This is a genomic window from Streptomyces flavofungini (genome assembly GCF_014650815.1).
Lineage (GTDB): Bacteria > Actinomycetota > Actinomycetes > Streptomycetales > Streptomycetaceae > Streptomyces > Streptomyces flavofungini.
Genome location: NZ_BMVR01000001.1, coordinates 606,169 through 622,756 on the forward strand (window position 1 = coordinate 606,169; position 16,588 = coordinate 622,756).

At 71.1% G+C, this 16,588-nt stretch carries 13 protein-coding genes; 9 read left to right on the forward strand and 4 right to left on the reverse strand.

Going from position 1 to position 16,588, the window contains the following annotated elements; genetic code table 11:
• Positions 1-12 precede the first annotated feature (12 nt).
• From IE274_RS02495 to IE274_RS02510, 4 genes are all read right to left on the reverse strand, one after another.
• Positions 13-936 (reverse strand): cation diffusion facilitator family transporter, encoded by a 924-nt coding sequence (locus IE274_RS02495; RefSeq protein WP_190113840.1) that lies wholly within the window; start codon positions 934-936, stop codon positions 13-15.
• A gap of 45 nt (positions 937-981) precedes the next feature.
• The gene (locus IE274_RS02500; RefSeq protein ID WP_190113841.1) at positions 982-1,863 is read right to left on the reverse strand and encodes an acyl-CoA thioesterase; all 882 of its coding nucleotides are present in this window, start codon (positions 1,861-1,863) and stop codon (positions 982-984) included.
• 7 nt (positions 1,864-1,870) lie between these two features.
• The gene (locus tag IE274_RS02505; protein ID WP_190114107.1) at positions 1,871-3,028 is read right to left on the reverse strand and encodes an acyl-CoA dehydrogenase family protein; all 1,158 of its coding nucleotides are present in this window, start codon (positions 3,026-3,028) and stop codon (positions 1,871-1,873) included.
• A gap of 184 nt (positions 3,029-3,212) precedes the next feature.
• Entirely contained in the window at positions 3,213-3,809 is a 597-nt protein-coding gene (locus tag IE274_RS02510; protein WP_190113842.1) for an SACE_7040 family transcriptional regulator, read from the reverse strand.
• 83 nt (positions 3,810-3,892) lie between these two features.
• On the opposite strand from IE274_RS02510, the gene IE274_RS02515 reads away from it, so the two are divergent.
• The 9 genes from IE274_RS02515 to IE274_RS02555 all read left to right on the forward strand — a co-directional run bounded on the left by IE274_RS02515 (position 3,893) and on the right by IE274_RS02555 (position 16,533).
• Complete coding sequence (locus tag IE274_RS02515) at positions 3,893-5,509, forward strand: carboxyl transferase domain-containing protein (RefSeq protein WP_190113843.1); 1,617 nt, start codon at positions 3,893-3,895, stop codon at positions 5,507-5,509.
• A 19-nt stretch (positions 5,510-5,528) separates the two neighbouring features.
• Positions 5,529-7,619 (forward strand): acetyl/propionyl/methylcrotonyl-CoA carboxylase subunit alpha, encoded by a 2,091-nt coding sequence (locus tag IE274_RS02520; RefSeq protein WP_190114108.1) that lies wholly within the window; start codon positions 5,529-5,531, stop codon positions 7,617-7,619.
• Complete coding sequence (locus IE274_RS02525) at positions 7,616-8,626, forward strand: hydroxymethylglutaryl-CoA lyase (protein WP_190113844.1); 1,011 nt, start codon at positions 7,616-7,618, stop codon at positions 8,624-8,626. Before IE274_RS02520 ends, IE274_RS02525 begins: the two co-directional genes overlap by 4 nt.
• A 5-nt stretch (positions 8,627-8,631) precedes the next feature.
• The gene (locus IE274_RS02530) at positions 8,632-9,792 is read left to right on the forward strand and encodes an acyl-CoA dehydrogenase family protein (protein WP_190113845.1); all 1,161 of its coding nucleotides are present in this window, start codon (positions 8,632-8,634) and stop codon (positions 9,790-9,792) included.
• A 166-nt stretch (positions 9,793-9,958) separates the two neighbouring features.
• Positions 9,959-11,002, forward strand: a complete 1,044-nt coding sequence (locus IE274_RS02535) for an ABC transporter substrate-binding protein (protein WP_190113846.1) — start codon at positions 9,959-9,961, stop codon at positions 11,000-11,002.
• 318 nt (positions 11,003-11,320) lie between these two features.
• Complete coding sequence (locus IE274_RS02540) at positions 11,321-12,763, forward strand: pyridoxal phosphate-dependent decarboxylase family protein (protein ID WP_190113847.1); 1,443 nt, start codon at positions 11,321-11,323, stop codon at positions 12,761-12,763.
• 64 nt (positions 12,764-12,827) lie between these two features.
• A complete protein-coding gene (locus tag IE274_RS02545) occupies positions 12,828-14,063 on the forward strand; it encodes a lysine N(6)-hydroxylase/L-ornithine N(5)-oxygenase family protein (protein ID WP_190114109.1) in 1,236 nt (411 codons plus the stop codon).
• 41 nt (positions 14,064-14,104) lie between these two features.
• Positions 14,105-14,707 carry a GNAT family N-acetyltransferase gene (locus IE274_RS02550; RefSeq protein WP_190114110.1) on the forward strand — a complete coding sequence of 201 codons (603 nt, stop codon included), beginning with the start codon at positions 14,105-14,107 and terminating at the stop codon, positions 14,705-14,707.
• Positions 14,704-16,533: an IucA/IucC family protein gene (locus tag IE274_RS02555; RefSeq protein WP_229909103.1), complete on the forward strand. Its 1,830-nt coding sequence runs from the start codon at positions 14,704-14,706 to the stop codon at positions 16,531-16,533. Before IE274_RS02550 ends, IE274_RS02555 begins: the two co-directional genes overlap by 4 nt.
• Positions 16,534-16,588: the final 55 nt, after the last annotated feature.

Here is a 16,588-nt window from a genome sequence, read left to right on the forward strand (position 1 = left end):
CGAAGGCCGCGATCAACGGTGCCCCGGCGTCGGGTCGAGGTACACACGGCTCACCGCGGGAAAGCGGGCCTGGATTCGTTGAGCCATCCGGTCGCAGGCCAGCTCGATGTCGGCAGCCGTGGACACGTCCCGGAAGTCCACCTTGGCGGCGACCAGCGCCTCCTTCGGGCCCTGGAGCAGCGTGGTCAGCTCCAGTACGGCCACCACGTGCGGGTCCGCGAGGAGTTCGGCCCGCACCGCGTCCCGGATCGGCTTCGGCAGCGGCCGCCCGATGAGCAGCTCCGCGTTCGCGTGCCCGAGGACCCACGCCACGTACACGAGCAGCACGCCGATGCACAGCGACGCGATGCCGTCCCAGACGCCGGAGCCGGTGAGCTGGCCGCCGAGCAGGCCGCCCGCGGCGAGCACGAGGCCCGCGAGGGCGGCCGAGTCCTCCATGACGACGGCCTTCACCGCGGTGTCGGGCGTGTGCCGCAGGTAGTGCTTGACGTGCACCCCGAACCGGTCGGCCTCGCCCCGCGCCTGCTTGAGGCCGGTGCGCAGGGAGTAGCCCTCCAGGAGGAAGGCGACGCCGAGGACGAGGTACGAGACGAGCGGGTCGCCCGGTTCCTCGCCGTGCGTGAGGGTGTGGACGCCGTCGTACACGGCGAAGACGCCGCCGCCGACGAACGTGGCGACGGAGGCGAGCAGCGCCCAGATGTAGCGGGCGCCGCCGTAGCCGAGCGGATGGTCCTCGTCGGCGGGGCGCCGCGCGCTCCGCAGCGAGACGAGCAGCATCAGCTCCGTGACGGTGTCGGCCACGGAGTGCGCCGCCTCCGACAGCATCGCGCTGGATCCGCTGAGCACCCCGGCGGCGGCCTTGGCGACGGCGATGCCGAGGTTGGCGAGGGCGGCGACGAGAACGGTGACGGTGCTTTCGGCTGCGGGTTCACCCATGGTGGGGCAGTATGCCGGAATTATGACCGCGGAGCGGCCGGGATCTCAGTCCCGGGGAACCCGGACCACACCCTCCTGGATCACCGTCACGGCCAGCTTCCCGTCCCTCGTCCAGATCCGCCCCTGGCCGAGGCCGCGCCCGCCCCCGGACGACGGGGACTCCTGGTCGTAGAGGAGCCACTCGTCCGCCCGGAACGGCCGGTGGAACCACATGGCGTGGTCGAGCGAGGCGCCGACGACGTCCCCGACGGCCCACCCGCCGCGCCCGTGGGCGAGCAGGACGGAGTCGAGGAGCGTCATGTCGGAGACGTACGTGGCGAGGCAGAGGTGCAGGAGGGAGCCCGCGGGCTCCGCGCCCAGCTTGCCGTTGGTGCGGAACCAGACCTGGGACCGCGCCTGCCGGGGCGCGCCGACGCTGGCGAACGGCGGCTCGTCCACGTACCGCAGGTCGACGGCGGCCCGCGCTTCGAGGAGCCGCCGCACGACGTCGGCTCCGAGCACGTCCTCGTACCGGGGCAGCGAATCCGCGGCGGTGGGCAGCGTCTCCGGGTCGGGCGCGGGCGGCATCGCGTCCTGGTGCTCCAGGCCCTCCTCGTACGCCTGGAACGACGCGGAGAGGTGGAAGATCGGCTGCCCGTGCTGCACGGCGACGACGCGGCGCGTGGTGAAGGAGCGCCCGTCGCGGATGCGGTCGACGGTGTAGACGATGGGCGCGCCCGGGTCGCCGGGGCGCAGGAAGTAGGCGTGCAGGGAGTGCGCGGGCCGTTCGCCGGGGACCGTGCGCCCGGCGGCGACGAGGGCCTGCGCGGCGACCTGGCCGCCGAAGACGCGCGGCACCAGCGACGTCCGGCTGACGCCGCGGAAGATCTCCTCCTCGACCCGTTCCAGGTCGAGGAGGCCGAGCAGGCTGTCGAGTTCCTCGCTCATCGGCGAGTTACAGACCCATCGACTTCGCGATGATCATCTTCATGACCTCGCTGGTGCCGCCGTAGATGCGGTTGACGCGGTTGTCCGCGTACAGGCGGGCGATCGGGTACTCGTTCATGAAGCCGTAGCCGCCGTGCAGCTGGAGGCAGCGGTCGATGACGCGGTGCGCGACCTCGGTGCAGAACAGCTTCGCGGAGGCGGCCTCGGCGGGGGTCAGCTCGCCCGCGTCCAGGGCCTCCAGGGCGCGGTCGGCGACGGCCTCGGCGGCGTCCACCTCGGCCTGGCAGGCGGCCAGTTCGAACTTGGTGTTCTGGAACGAGGCGACCGGCTTGCCGAAGACGGCCCGCTCCTGGACGTACTCCTTGGCGAACCGCACGGCCGCCTTGGCCTGCGCGTACGCGCCGAAGGCGATGCCCCAGCGCTCGGAGGCGAGGTTGTGGCCGAGGTAGTGGAAGCCCTTGTTCTCCTCGCCGAGCAGGTCGTCGACGGGGACCTCGACGTCCACGAAGGCCAGTTCGGCGGTGTCGGAGACCTTCAGGCCGAGCTTGTCGAGCTTGCGGCCGACGGAGTAGCCCGCGGACTTGGTGTCGACGGCGAAGAGCGAGATGCCGAAGCGGCGGTCGTCCTCGCGCGGGGCGGAGGTGCGGGCGCAGACGATCACGCGGTCGGCGTGCACGCCGCCGGTGATGAAGGTCTTGGCGCCGTTGAGGACGTAGTGCGTGCCGTCGGCGGAGAGCTTGGCGGTGGTCTTCATGCCCGCGACGTCGGAGCCGGTGCCGGGCTCGGTCATGGCGAGCGCCCACATCTCCTCGCCGGAGACGAACTTGGGCAGGAAGCGCTTCTTCTGCTCGTCGGTGGCGAGCATCTCGATGTACGGCAGGCCGAGCAGGACGTGCACGCCGGAGCCGCCGAAGGAGACGCCCGCGCGGGCCGTCTCCTCGTACATGACCGCCTCGAACTTGTGCGAGTCGATGCCCGCGCCGCCGAACTCCTCGGGGACGCGGATGCCGAAGACGCCGAGCTCGCCGAGCTTGTAGTAGAAGTCCCGGGGCGCCTGGCCCGCCGCGAACCACTCGTCGTAGACCGGGACGACCTCGGCCTCGATGAAGGCCCGGACGGTTTCCCGGAATGCCTCGTGGTCCTCGTTGAAGACGGTACGCCGCACGACTGCTCCCTGGGTCACGGATCCGACTAAGCGCTTGCTCATCCTGAGGTTACCGGTGAGTTCCGGTGACCGTCCAGGGCACAATCCGTGACCGTCGGCCACCGCGCCCTTGATCGCGGCCCGCGGCCCGGCCCGCCCTCAAACGCCGGACGGGCTTGTTCCCCTCCCCCGACCGTCGGGGGGTTCAGCCCCCTTCGGCCGCCGCCGCCAGCGCCCCGTGCGCCAAGCGGTTCAGCAGATCCGCCATCGCCTCCCGGTCCGGCAGCGAACCCGGGCGGCCCAGGTGCGGCGTCGAGTTCAGGAGGCCGAACACCGCGTGCACCGACGCCCGCGCCTCCGCCTCGGCGAGCCCGGCGTACACCTCCCGCACCGCGGAAACCCACAGCTCGACGTACCGCCGTTGCAGCGAGCGGACCAGTTTGCGGTCGCTGTCCCGCAGGCGGTCCAGCTCGCGGTCGTGGAGAGTGATCAGCGGGCGGTCGTCGAGGGCGAAGTCGATGTGACCCTCGACGAGCGAGTCGAGCACGGCGCCGGGCGACCCCGCGGCCTCCGCGGCCCGGCGTTCGCCGCCCCGCAGCAGCTGCTCGCTGATGCCCACGAGGAGTTCGGCCAGCATCGCGTCCTTGCCCGCGAAGTGGCGGTAGAGGCCGGGCCCGCTGATGCCGACGGCGGCCCCTATCTCGTCCACGCCGACGCCGTGGAAGCCGCGCTCGGCGAACAGCCGGGCGGCTTCCTTGAGGATCTGCTCGCGGCGGGTGGGGGCGTCGGTCCTGGTGGCCATGGAAACAATTCTAGACAGCACGGTTAGCGGTCGTTAACCTTGGCGACATACGTTAACGCTCACTAACAGCGGGAGCACAGCGGATGCAACAGGCACCAGTCCTCGCGAGCGCGGCGGACCCCGCCTCGGAAGCCTGGCGGTCGAACGAGACGGCGCACCGCGCCCTGGCCGAGGAGCTGCGCGGCAAACTCGCGGCGGCCCGGCTCGGCGGCGGCGAGCGTGCCCGGCAGCGGCACGTGGCGCGCGGCAAGCTGCTGCCGCGCGACCGCGTGGACGCCCTCCTCGACCCCGGCTCGCCGTTCCTCGAACTGGCCCCGCTCGCGGCTGACGGGATGTACGACGGGGCGGCCCCGGCCGCCGGCGTCATCGCGGGTGTCGGCCGGGTCAGCGGGCGCGACTGCGTCATCGTCGCCAACGACGCCACCGTCAAGGGCGGGACGTACTACCCGATGACGGTCAAGAAGCACCTGCGGGCGCAGGAGATCGCCCTGGAGAACCGGCTCCCCTGCCTGTACCTGGTGGACTCGGGCGGCGCCTTCCTGCCGATGCAGGACGAGGTGTTCCCCGACCGGGAGCACTTCGGGCGGATCTTCTACAACCAGGCGCGGATGTCGGGCGCGGGCATCCCGCAGATCGCGGCGGTCCTCGGCTCCTGCACGGCGGGCGGCGCGTACGTCCCCGCGATGAGCGACGAGGCCGTGATCGTCCGCAACCAGGGCACGATCTTCCTGGGCGGCCCGCCCCTGGTGAAGGCCGCCACCGGCGAGGTCGTCACCGCCGAGGAGCTGGGCGGCGGCGAGGTGCACTCCCGGGTGTCGGGCGTCACCGACCACCTCGCGGAGGACGACCCGCACGCCCTGCGCATCGTCCGCACGATCGTCTCGACGCTCCCCGCGCGCGGGCAACTGCCCTGGGAGGTCCGGCCGGTCGAGGAGCCGAAGGTCGACCCGCTCGGCCTGTACGGCGCGGTGCCGGTGGACTCCCGCACTCCGTACGACGTCCGCGAGGTCATCGCCCGCGTCGTCGACGGCTCGCGCTTCGCCGAGTTCAAGTCCGAGTACGGCCAGACCCTGGTGACCGGCTTCGCGCACATCCACGGCCACCCGGTCGGGATCGTCGCGAACAACGGCATCCTGTTCTCCGAGTCCGCCCAGAAGGGCGCCCACTTCATCGAGCTGTGCGACCAGCGCGGCATCCCGCTGGTGTTCCTGCAGAACATCTCCGGCTTCATGGTGGGCCGGGACTACGAGGCCGGGGGCATCGCCAAGCACGGCGCGAAGATGGTCACGGCCGTGGCCTGCACCCGTGTCCCGAAGCTGACGGTGGTGGTCGGCGGATCGTACGGAGCGGGCAACTACTCGATGTGCGGCCGGGCCTATTCACCGCGCTTCCTGTGGATGTGGCCCAACGCCAAGATCTCCGTGATGGGCGGCGAGCAGGCCGCCTCCGTCCTCGCCACCGTCAAGCGCGACCAGCTCGAAGCGCGGGGCGAGGAGTGGTCGGCCGAGGACGAGGACGCCTTCAAGGCCCCGGTCCGCGCGCAGTACGAACAGCAGGGCAACGCCTATTACGCCACGGCACGGCTGTGGGACGACGGTGTCATCGACCCGTTGGAGACCCGCCAGGTGCTCGGCCTGGCTCTGACCGCGTGTGCCGGGGCGCCCTTGGGCGAACGCGGCTTCGGCGTCTTCCGGATGTGAGGGACCAGACCCCATGAGCATGTTCGACACAGTCCTGGTGGCCAACCGGGGCGAGATCGCCGTCCGCGTCATCCGCACGCTGCGGACGCTCGGCGTCCGTTCGGTGGCCGTCTTCTCCGACGCCGACGCCGACGCCCGGCACGTCCGCGAGGCCGACACGGCGGTGCGGCTCGGGCCCGCCCCGGCCGCCGAGAGCTATCTGTCGGCCGAGCGGCTCCTGGCCGCCGCCGCGGCGTCCGGCGCCCAGGCCGTCCACCCCGGCTACGGCTTCCTCGCCGAGAACGCCGCCTTCGCGGCGGCCTGCGCGGACGCCGGGCTCGCCTTCATCGGACCGCCCGCCGCCGCCATCGACCTGATGGGCGACAAGATCCGGGCCAAGGAGACGGTACGGAAGGCCGGGGTTCCGGTCGTCCCCGGCTCCTCGGGCAGCGGCCTCACCGACGCCCAGCTCATCGACGCCGCCCGGGAGATCGGCACCCCCGTGCTGCTCAAGCCCTCCGCGGGCGGCGGCGGCAAGGGCATGCGCCTGGTCCGGGACGCCGCCCTCCTCGGCGACGAGATCGCCGCCGCGCGCCGCGAGGCCCGCGCCTCCTTCGGCGACGACACGCTGCTCGTCGAGCGGTGGGTGGACCGGCCCCGGCACATCGAGATCCAGGTCCTCGCCGACGCCCACGGCAACGTGGTCCACCTCGGCGAGCGCGAGTGCTCCCTCCAGCGGCGCCACCAGAAGATCATCGAGGAGGCGCCGTCCGTCCTCCTCGACGAGGCGACGCGGGCCGCGATGGGGTCCGCCGCCGTGGAGGCCGCGCGCTCCTGCGGGTACGTCGGCGCGGGCACGGTCGAGTTCATCGTCCCGGGCGACGACCCCGCCTCGTACTACTTCATGGAGATGAACACCCGCCTCCAGGTCGAGCACCCCGTCACGGAGCTGGTCGTATCCGTTGATCCGGCTGCCGCCGGGGGCGGGCTCGACCTGGTCGAATGGCAGCTCCGTGTCGCCTCCGGCGAGCCGCTGCCCTTCGCGCAGGACGACATCACCCTCACCGGGCACGCCGTCGAGGCCCGCATCTGCGCCGAGGACCCTTCCCGCGGCTTCCTGCCGTCCGGCGGGACCGTCCTCGCCCTGCACGAGCCGTCCGGCGACGGCGTGCGCACCGACTCCGGGCTCAGTGAGGGCACGGAGGTCGGGAGCCTGTACGACCCGATGCTGTCGAAGGTGATCGCGTACGGGCCCGACCGGGCGACGGCTCTGCGCAAGCTGCGGGGCGCGCTCGCGGAGACGGTCACCCTGGGGGTGCCGACGAACGCGGGGTTCCTGCGGAGGCTGTTGGCCCATCCGGCGGTGGTGGCCGGGGACATCGACACCGGCCTGGTCGAACGCGAGGCCGAGAACCTGGTGGACCCGGACGTCCCGGCCGAGGTCTACCTGGCTGCCGCGTTGGTGCGGGTCCGTCGTGCCCACCCGTCCCGCCCTGCGGGACGACTGCCCACGACGACGGCGGCAGCAGGATGGCTGGACCCGTTCTCCGTGCCCAACGGCTGGCGGCTCGGCGGCGAAGCCGCGTGGACGGTGCACCACTTGCGCGTACCGGGGCACGAACCGGTCGTCGTCCGCACCCGCCCCGGTGCCGAAGGCATCGAGATCCAGCTCCCCTCCGGGGAGACGGCCTGGGGGCCCGGGGGCCTGCCCCCGGTTTCGGGAAGGGGCGGGCTCGGGGAGCCCCCGGCAGGGCCCACCACCGTCACCCTCCACCACCAGGACCGGACCCACACCTTCCACCACGCCGGCGACTGGCTCGGCCAGGACGGCCACGCCTGGCACGTCCAGGACCACGACCCCGTGGAAGCCGCCCTCAGCGGCGCGGCCCATACGGGCCTGGACGCCCTGACGGCCCCGATGCCCGGCACCGTCACCGTCGTCAAGGTGGCGACCGGCGACGAGGTGACCGCGGGCCAGAGCCTCCTGGTCGTGGAGGCGATGAAGATGGAGCACGTCATCTCCGCCCCGCACGCGGGCACCGTCACCGAACTGGACGTCACCCCGGGCACCACGGTCGCCATGGACCAGGTCCTGGCCGTGGTGACCCCCGCGGAGGAGGACGCGTCATGAGCACCGAAGCGAGCGGCGGCACCGCGGCGCGCGGCAGCGCCCCGGCGAACGCCCTCCCCATGGTCGTCCCCACCGAGGACCTCCCGCCCCGCGTCCGCATCCACGAGGTGGGCGCGCGGGACGGCCTGCAGAACGAGAAGGCGACCGTACCGACCGAGGTGAAGGCGGAGTTCATCCACCGCCTCGCCGCCGCGGGCCTCACCACGATCGAGGCGACCAGCTTCGTGCACCCCAAGTGGGTGCCCCAACTGGCCGACGCGGAGGACCTGTTCCCGCTGCTCGGGGACCTGCGCGAGACCCAGGGCACGCACCTGCCCGTCCTGGTCCCCAACGCCCGCGGCCTCGACCGCGCCCTCGCGCTCGGGGCCCGGCGCGTCGCGGTGTTCGCGAGCGCCACCGAGTCCTTCGCCAAGGCCAACCTGAACCGGACGGTGGACGAGGCGCTCGCCATGTTCGAGCCGGTGGTGGCGCGGGCGAAGGCGGCGGAGAGCGCGCACGACCAGGTGCACGTGCGCGGCTATCTGTCGATGTGCTTCGGCGACCCCTGGGAGGGCGCCGTGCCCATCGCCCAGGTGGCGCGGGTCTGCAGGGCGCTGATCGACATGGGCTGCGACGAGCTGAGCCTCGGCGACACCATCGGCGTGGCGACCCCCGGCCACGTACAGGAACTGCTCGCCACCCTCAACGAGCAGGGCATGCCGACGCACCGCATCGGTGTGCACTTCCACGACACCTACGGCCAGGCGCTGTCCAACACCCTGGCCGCCCTGCAGCACGGGGTGACCACCGTGGACGCCTCCGCGGGCGGCCTCGGCGGCTGCCCGTTCGCGAAGAGCGCCACCGGAAACCTCGCCACCGAAGACCTCGTGTGGATGCTTCACGGCCTCGGCATCGAGACCGGGGTCGACCTCGGCCGTCTCACCGCCACCAGCGTGTGGATGGCCGGCCAGTTGGGCCGACCGAGCCCGTCCCGCACCGTGCGTGCCCTCTCCCACCAGGAGCAGTGAGAACGATGGACCACCACCTCTCCCCCGAACACGAGGAACTGCGGCGCACCGTCGAGGCGTTCGCCCACGACGTGGTCGCCCCGAAGATCGGCGACCTCTACGAGCGGCACGAGTTCCCGTACGAGATCGTGCGCGAGATGGGCCGCATGGGCCTCTTCGGCCTGCCCTTCCCCGAGGAGTACGGCGGCATGGGCGGCGACTACCTGGCGCTCGGCATCGCCCTGGAGGAACTGGCGCGCGTCGACTCGTCCGTGGCGATCACGCTGGAGGCGGGCGTATCGCTCGGTGCCATGCCGCTGCACCTCTTCGGCACCGAGGAGCAGAAGCGGGAGTGGCTGCCGAGGCTGTGCTCCGGCGAGATGCTCGGCGCCTTCGGCCTGACCGAGCCGGACGGCGGTTCGGACGCGGGCGGTACGCGGACGACGGCGCGCCTGGACGAGGCGACCGACGAGTGGGTCATCAACGGCACGAAGTGCTTCATCACCAACTCCGGGACCGACATCACGGGCCTGGTGACGGTGACGGCGGTGACGGGCCGCACGGACGCGGGCAAGCCGCTGATCTCCTCGATCATCGTGCCGTCCGGCACCCCGGGCTTCACAGTCGCGGCGCCCTACTCGAAGGTCGGCTGGAACTCCTCGGACACCCGGGAGCTGTCGTTCGCCGACGTGCGGGTGCCGCGGGCGAACCTGCTCGGCGAGATCGGGCGCGGCTACGCGCAGTTCCTGCGGATCCTGGACGAGGGGCGGATCGCGATCGCGGCCCTGGGCACGGGGCTCGCGCAGGGGTGCGTCGACGAGTCGGTGAAGTACGCCAAGGAGCGGCACGCGTTCGGGCGCCCCATCGGCTCGAACCAGGCCATCCAGTTCAAGATCGCCGACATGGAGATGAAGGCGCACACGGCGCGGCTCACCTGGCGCGACGCGGCCTCGCGCCTCGTCTCGGGCGAGCCGTTCAAGAAGGAGGCGGCGCTCGCGAAGCTGTACTCGTCGACGGTCGCCGTCGACAACGCGCGCGAGGCCACGCAGATCCACGGCGGGTACGGGTTCATGAACGAGTACCCGGTGGCGCGGATGTGGCGGGACTCCAAGATCCTGGAGATCGGCGAGGGCACGAGCGAGGTGCAGCGCATGCTGATCGCCCGGGAGCTGGGCCTCACGGGCTGAGGCCGGGCTCCCGGCGAGAGCTCCGCGAAGGCCCTGCGAGGGCTGTGCGGGGGGGGCTGTGCGGGTCCGGTGAGGACCCGGTGCGGGGGGCCACTGGACCGGAAGCAAGGTTAGGTTAACCTAAGCTCGACTTCCGGCCAGTGCCCCGTACGAAAGCAGAGACCTCATGTCGCACAGCCTCCGCACGCCCTCGCGCCGCGGCATCCTCGCCGCGGGCGGCGCCCTCGGGCTCACCGCCGTCCTCGCCGCCTGCGGGGACGAGAAGAAGGACAAGAGCGGCTCGGGCAGCGGCACCGAGGACGGCGGCCCCTGGTCCTTCAAGGACGACCGGGGCAAGACGGCCAAGACGGACGCGACGCCCGCGAACATCGTGGCGTTCACCGGCGTCGCCGCCGCGCTGTACGACTACGGCATCGAGGTCAAGGGCGTCTTCGGCCCGACGAAGACCAAGGACGGCAAGCCGGACGTCCAGGCCGGTGACATGGACATCAGCAAGCTGACGATCCTCGGCAACGCCTGGGACCAGTTCAACATCGAGAAGTACGTGGGCCTCCAGCCGGACGTCCTCATCTCCACGATGTTCGACGACAAGGGCACCCTCTGGTACGTGCCCGAGCAGTCCAAGGACAAGATCCTGGGGCTCGCCCCGAGCGTCGGCGTCTCCGTCTACGACCGGCAGCTGGCCAAGCCCCTGGAGCGCATCCTCGCCCTCGCCGAGTCGCTCGGCGCGGACGTGAAGTCGGACAAGGTCGTCACGGCGAAGAAGCGCTTCGAGGCCGCCTCGGAGCGGCTGCGCAAGGCCGCGAAGTCCCGCCCGGAGATCAAGGTCCTGGTCGGCTCGGCGAGCGCGGAGATCTTCTACGTCTCCGGCTCCGACCTCTCCGCCGACCTGGAGTACTTCAAGGCGCTCGGCGTGCACCTCGTCGAGCCGCCGGAGAACGCCAAGAAGGAGAGCGGGGGCTGGTTCCAGAACCTGTCCTGGGAGAACGTCGACACCTACAAGGCCGACGTGATCATGATGGACAACCGCACGTCGGCGTTGCAGCCCGCGGACCTGGCCAAGCAGAAGCCCACCTGGGGGAAGCTGCCCGCCGTCAAGGCCGGTCAGGTCATCCCGCGCGTCACCGAGCCGATCTTCTCGTACGCCAAGTGCGCGCCGATCCTGGAGGACCTGGCCAAGGCCATCGAGAAGGCCAAGAAGGTCTCCTAGCGGAGGCTGGTGAACGCTGGCCTTGGCGCGCCGTCCATCGCGGCCTTCGGCCTGGCTCGTCCTCAATCGCCGGACGGGCTTGATCTCCCCCAGTGCCGCCCGGCTGCTCTCCGCAGCCGGGCGGCACTGCGTTTGTGACCTGCGAGCTTGTGGACGACGCGTGAATATCCCGGTGATGTGCGAGGCGGAAGGGGCCCACGAGCACTGTCACAATGAACTTAGGTTAGGCTAACCTAAGTTCCATGTCGCGCCCTCGGCCCTCCCTGCTGTGCCCTGTCCCGGGGGCGCGACCAAGTCCCCTCACCTGGAGGACAGTTCATGCGCTCGCACCTGCTCAATGACACCACCACGGAGTCGTACCGCGCCTCCGTGACCGAAGGAGTCGAGCGGGTGGCGGCCAGAATCGCCACCACCTCCCGTCCGTTCACCGGCGTCTCCGCGGACGCTCTCACCCCCCGCGTCGCGGCCGTCGACCTCGACACCCCCCTGCACGACACCGGCGCCGCCCTCGACGAGCTGGACGAGCTGTACCTGCGCGACGCCGTCTACTTCCACCACCCCCGCTACCTCGCCCACCTCAACTGCCCGGTCGTCATCCCGGCCGTGCTCGGCGAGGCCGTCCTGTCCGCCGTGAACTCGTCCCTGGACACCTGGGACCAGTCCGCGGGCGGCACCCTCATCGAGCGCCGCCTGATCGACTGGACCACCGAGCGGATCGGCCTCGGGCCCGCCGCCGACGGCGTGTTCACCTCCGGCGGCACCCAGTCCAACCTGCAGGCGCTGCTGCTCGCCCGCGAGGAGGCCAAGACGGACTCCCCCGCCCGGCTGCGCATCCTCGCCTCCGAGGTCGGCCACTTCAGCGTCCAGAAGGCCGCGAAGATGCTCGGCCTCGGCCAGGACGCCGTCGTGGTGATCCCCACCGACCGCACCAAGCGCATGCAGACCGTCGCGCTGGCCCGCGAGCTGGCCCGCCTGGACGCCGAGGGCCTCGTCCCGATGGCCGTCGTCGCGACCGCGGGCACCACCGACTTCGGCTCCATCGACCCGCTGCCGCAGATCGCCGACCTCTGCGCGCAGTACGAGACCTGGCTGCACGTCGACGCCGCCTACGGCTGCGGTCTGCTCGCCTCACGCACCCGCCGTGACCTCCTCGAGGGCATCGAGCGCGCCGACTCCGTCACGGTCGACTACCACAAGTCGTTCTTCCAGCCGGTGAGTTCGTCGGCGCTCCTGGTCCGGGACGCGGCGACGCTGCGGCACGCCACGTACCACGCCGAGTATCTGAACCCCCGGCGCGCGGTGCAGGAGCGCATCCCCAACCAGGTCGACAAGTCCCTGCAGACCACCCGCCGCTTCGACGCGCTGAAACTGTGGATGACGCTGCGCGTGATGGGCGCCGACGCCATCGGCGACCTCTTCGACGAGGTGTGCGCCCTGGCGGACGAGGGCTTCGACCTGCTCGCCGCCGACCCGCGCTTCGACGTCGTCGTACAGCCGCAGCTCTCCACGCTCGTCTTCCGCTACATCCCGGCGGCGATCTGCGACCCGACGGCCATCGACCGCGCCAACCTGTACGCCCGCAAGGCCCTGTTCGCCTCCGGTGCCGCCGTGGTCGCGGGCACCAAGGTGGGCGAGCGCCAGTACCTGAAGTTCACCCTGCTCAACCCCGAGACCACGGCCGCCGACATCGCCGCCGTCCTCGACCTGATAGCCGGCCACGCCGAGCAGTACCTGGGAGAGAACCTTGACCGCGCCAGCTGACCTCCGCGACGCGCGGCCGACAGCCTCGAAGACGCCGACGGCGGCCCGGCCGACGTACGACTTCATCGGCATCGGCCTCGGCCCCTTCAACCTCGGCCTAGCCTGCCTCACCGAGCCCCTGGACGATCTGAACGGCCTGTTCCTGGAGTCCAAGCCGGACTTCGAGTGGCACTCCGGCATGTTCCTGGACGGCGCCCACCTGCAGACGCCGTTCATGTCGGACCTGGTGACGCTCGCCGATCCGACCTCCCCGTACTCCTTCCTGAACTTCCTGAAGGAATCGGGGCGGCTGTACTCCTTCTACATCCGCGAGAACTTCTATCCGCTGCGCCGGGAGTACAACGACTACTGCCGCTGGGCCGCCGGGAAACTCTCGTCCGTCCGCTTCGGCACGACGGTGACACGGGTGACGTACGACAACGGCCTGTACTTCATCACCACCGGCTCCGGCGACACCTTCCGCGCCCGCCACCTCGTCCTCGGCACCGGCACCCCGCCGCACATCCCGGAGGCGTGCCGGGGCCTCGGCGGCGACTTCCTGCACAACTCCCGCTACCTGGAGCACAAGGAGGAGCTGCAGAAGAAGAACTCGCTGACCATCGTGGGCAGCGGCCAGAGCGCCGCCGAGATCTACTACGACCTGCTCGCCGACATGGACACCCACGGCTACCGCCTCAACTGGGTGACCCGCTCGCCGCGCTTCTTCCCGCTGGAGTACACGAAACTGACCCTGGAGATGACCTCTCCGGAGTACATCGACTACTTCCACGCACTGCCCGAGGACACCCGCTACCGCCTGGAGAGCGAGCAGAGGAGTCTCTTCAAGGGCATCGACGGCGAGCTGATCGACGCCATCTTCGATCTGCTGTACCAGAAGAACCTGGACGGGCCCGTGCCGACGCGGCTGGTCACCAACGCGAGCCTGCGGAAAGCCCGTTACACCCATGGCGTCTACACCCTCGGCCTGCGTCAGGAGGAGCAGGGCAAGGACTTCGAGGTGACGACGGAGGGTCTGATCCTCGCCACCGGCTACCGGTACGCCGTCCCCGCGTTCCTGGAGCCGCTGCGCGCGCACCTGCGCTTCGACGGGCACGGCCGTTTCGACGTGGCCCGCAACTACTCCGTCGACGACAGCGGGCGCGGCGTCTTCCTCCAGAACGCCGCCGTCCACACCCACTCCATGACCAGCCCCGACCTGGGCATGGGCCCGTACCGCAACGCGTACATCATCCGCGAGCTGCTCGGCCGCGAGGTCTACCCGGTCGAGAAGTCCATCGCCTTCCAGGAGTTCGCCGTATGAGCTGGATGAGAGGGACGGGCCGGACGAGCGGCGTGAGCGGGATGAGGCGCACGCCGAGCAGGGACCGCGGCGTCGGCACCCTCGCCATGCGCCCCCTCGACCCGTTCGAAGACACCGAGCTGGTCCACTCCTGGGTCACCCACCCCAAGTCGGCCTTCTGGCTGCTCCAGGACGCCCGGCTGCAGGACATCGAGCGCGAGTACATGGCCATCGCCGCCTCCGAGCACCACGACGCGTTCGTGGGCCTGCACGACGGGGAGCCCGCGTTCCTGATGGAGCGCTACGACCCCCGGTACATCGAGCTGGTCGGCCTGTACGAGCCCGAGCCCGGCGACGTCGGCATGCACTTCCTGGTCGCCCCCACCGACCGGCCGGTGCACGGCTTCACCCGCGCCGTCATCGCCACGGTGATGGAGCACCTGTTCGCCGACCCGCGCACCCATCGCGTCGTCGTCGAGCCCGACGTCACCAACACGGCCGTGCACCGCCTCAACGAGGAGGTCGGCTTCGTGCCGGAGCGCGAGATCGACAAGCCGGAGAAGCGGGCACTGCTCAGCTTCTGCACCCGCGAGAGTTACGACGCGGCCGTGGTGCGCCACGCCGTGGCGACACGCCCCACCGCAGTTTCTGGAGCACGGACATGACCCTGACCCCCGCCGCACCCCTGTCCCCCGCCGCCCCCCGGACGCCGCTGTCGGCCCTGTCCCCGCAGGCCCGGGCCGTGGACCATCTGAACCCGGAGCGCTGGGCCGAGGCCAACCGGCTCCTCATCCGCAAAGCCCTCGCCGAGTTCGCGCACGAGCGCCTCCTCACGCCGGAGGACCTGGGCGCGGGCCGGTACGTCGTCCGCAGCGACGACGGTCTGACCCGCTACCGCTTCGCCGCGCGCGTCTTCGCCCTCGACCACTGGGCCGTCGACGCCGCGTCCCTCACCCGGCACCGCGACGGCGTCGAACTCCCCCTGAACGCACTGGAGTTCTTCACCGAGCTGCGCGGCACCCTCGGCCTGAGCGAGAAGGTCCTGCCGGTGTACCTGGAGGAGATCTCCTCCACCCTCTCCGGCACCTGCTTCAAACTCGCCAAGCCCCACGTCTCCGCCGCCGACCTGGTCACCGCCGGTTTCCAGGAGATCGAGACCGGCATGACCGAGGGCCACCCCTGCTTCGTCGCGAACAACGGCCGGCTCGGCTTCGGCGTGCACGAGTACCTGTCGTACGCCCCCGAGACCGCGAGCCCCGTCCGGCTCATCTGGCTGGCCGCGCGCCGCGACCGGGCCGCGTTCACCGCGGGCGAGGGCCTGGAGTACGAGTCGTTCCTCCGCGCCGAGCTGGGCAGGGAGACCCTGGACCGGTTCGACGCCGTGCTGCGCGCCCAGGACCTCGACCCGGCCGACTACCTCCTCATCCCCGCCCACCCCTGGCAGTGGTGGAACAAGCTGTCCGTGACCTTCGCCGCCGAGATCGCCGACCGGCGCCTGGTGTGCCTGGGCGAGGGCGACGACGAGTATCTGGCCCAGCAGTCGATCCGGACGTTCTTCAACGCCTCCGCCCCGGCCAAGCACTATGTGAAGACGGCCCTTTCCGTCATCAACATGGGCTTCATGCGCGGCCTCTCGGCGGCGTACATGAAGGCGACCCCGGCCATCAACGACTGGCTCCACGGCCTCGTCGCCTCCGACGAGGTCCTGCGCTCCACCGGCCTCGGCATCATCCGCGAGCGCGCCGCCGTCGGCTACCGGCACCTGGAGTACGAAGCCGCCACCGACCGCTACTCGCCGTACCGCAAAATGCTCGCCGCGCTGTGGCGGGAAAGCCCCGTGCCTGCCCTCAAGGACGGCGAGAGCCTCGCCACCATGGCGTCGCTGCTGCACACCGACCGCGACGGGGCCTCCTTCGCGGGCGCCCTCATGCAACGCTCGGGCCTGGCCCCGGCGGAGTGGCTGCGCCGCTATCTGCGCGCCTATCTGACGCCGCTCCTTCACTGCTTCTACGCGTACGACCTGGTGTTCATGCCGCACGGCGAGAACGTGATCATGGTCCTGAAGGACGGTGTCGTCGACCGGGTCCTGTTCAAGGACATCGCCGAGGAGATCGCGGTGATGGACCCGGCGGCGGTGCTGCCGCCCGAGGTCGAGCGGATCCGCGTCGACGTGCCCGAGGACCGCAAACTCCTGTCGATCCTCACGGACGTCTTCGACTGCTTCTTCCGCTTCCTGTCCGCGAGCCTCGTCACCGAGGGCCTCCTCGACGAGGACGTCTTCTGGCGCACGGTCGCCGAGTGCGTCCGCGACTACCAGCACTCCATGCCCGAACTGGCCGACAGGTTCCGGCAGTACGACATGTTCGCGCCCGAGTTCGCGCTGTCCTGCCTGAACCGGCTCCAGCTGCGCGACAACGAGCAGATGCTGGACCTCGCCGACCCGGCGGGCGCCCTCCAGCTCATCGGCACCCTGAAGAACCCGATCGCCTAGACCGGGCTGCCCGAGACCGGGCGGGGCTCCGCGGACGGTCCCGCGGAGCCCCGCT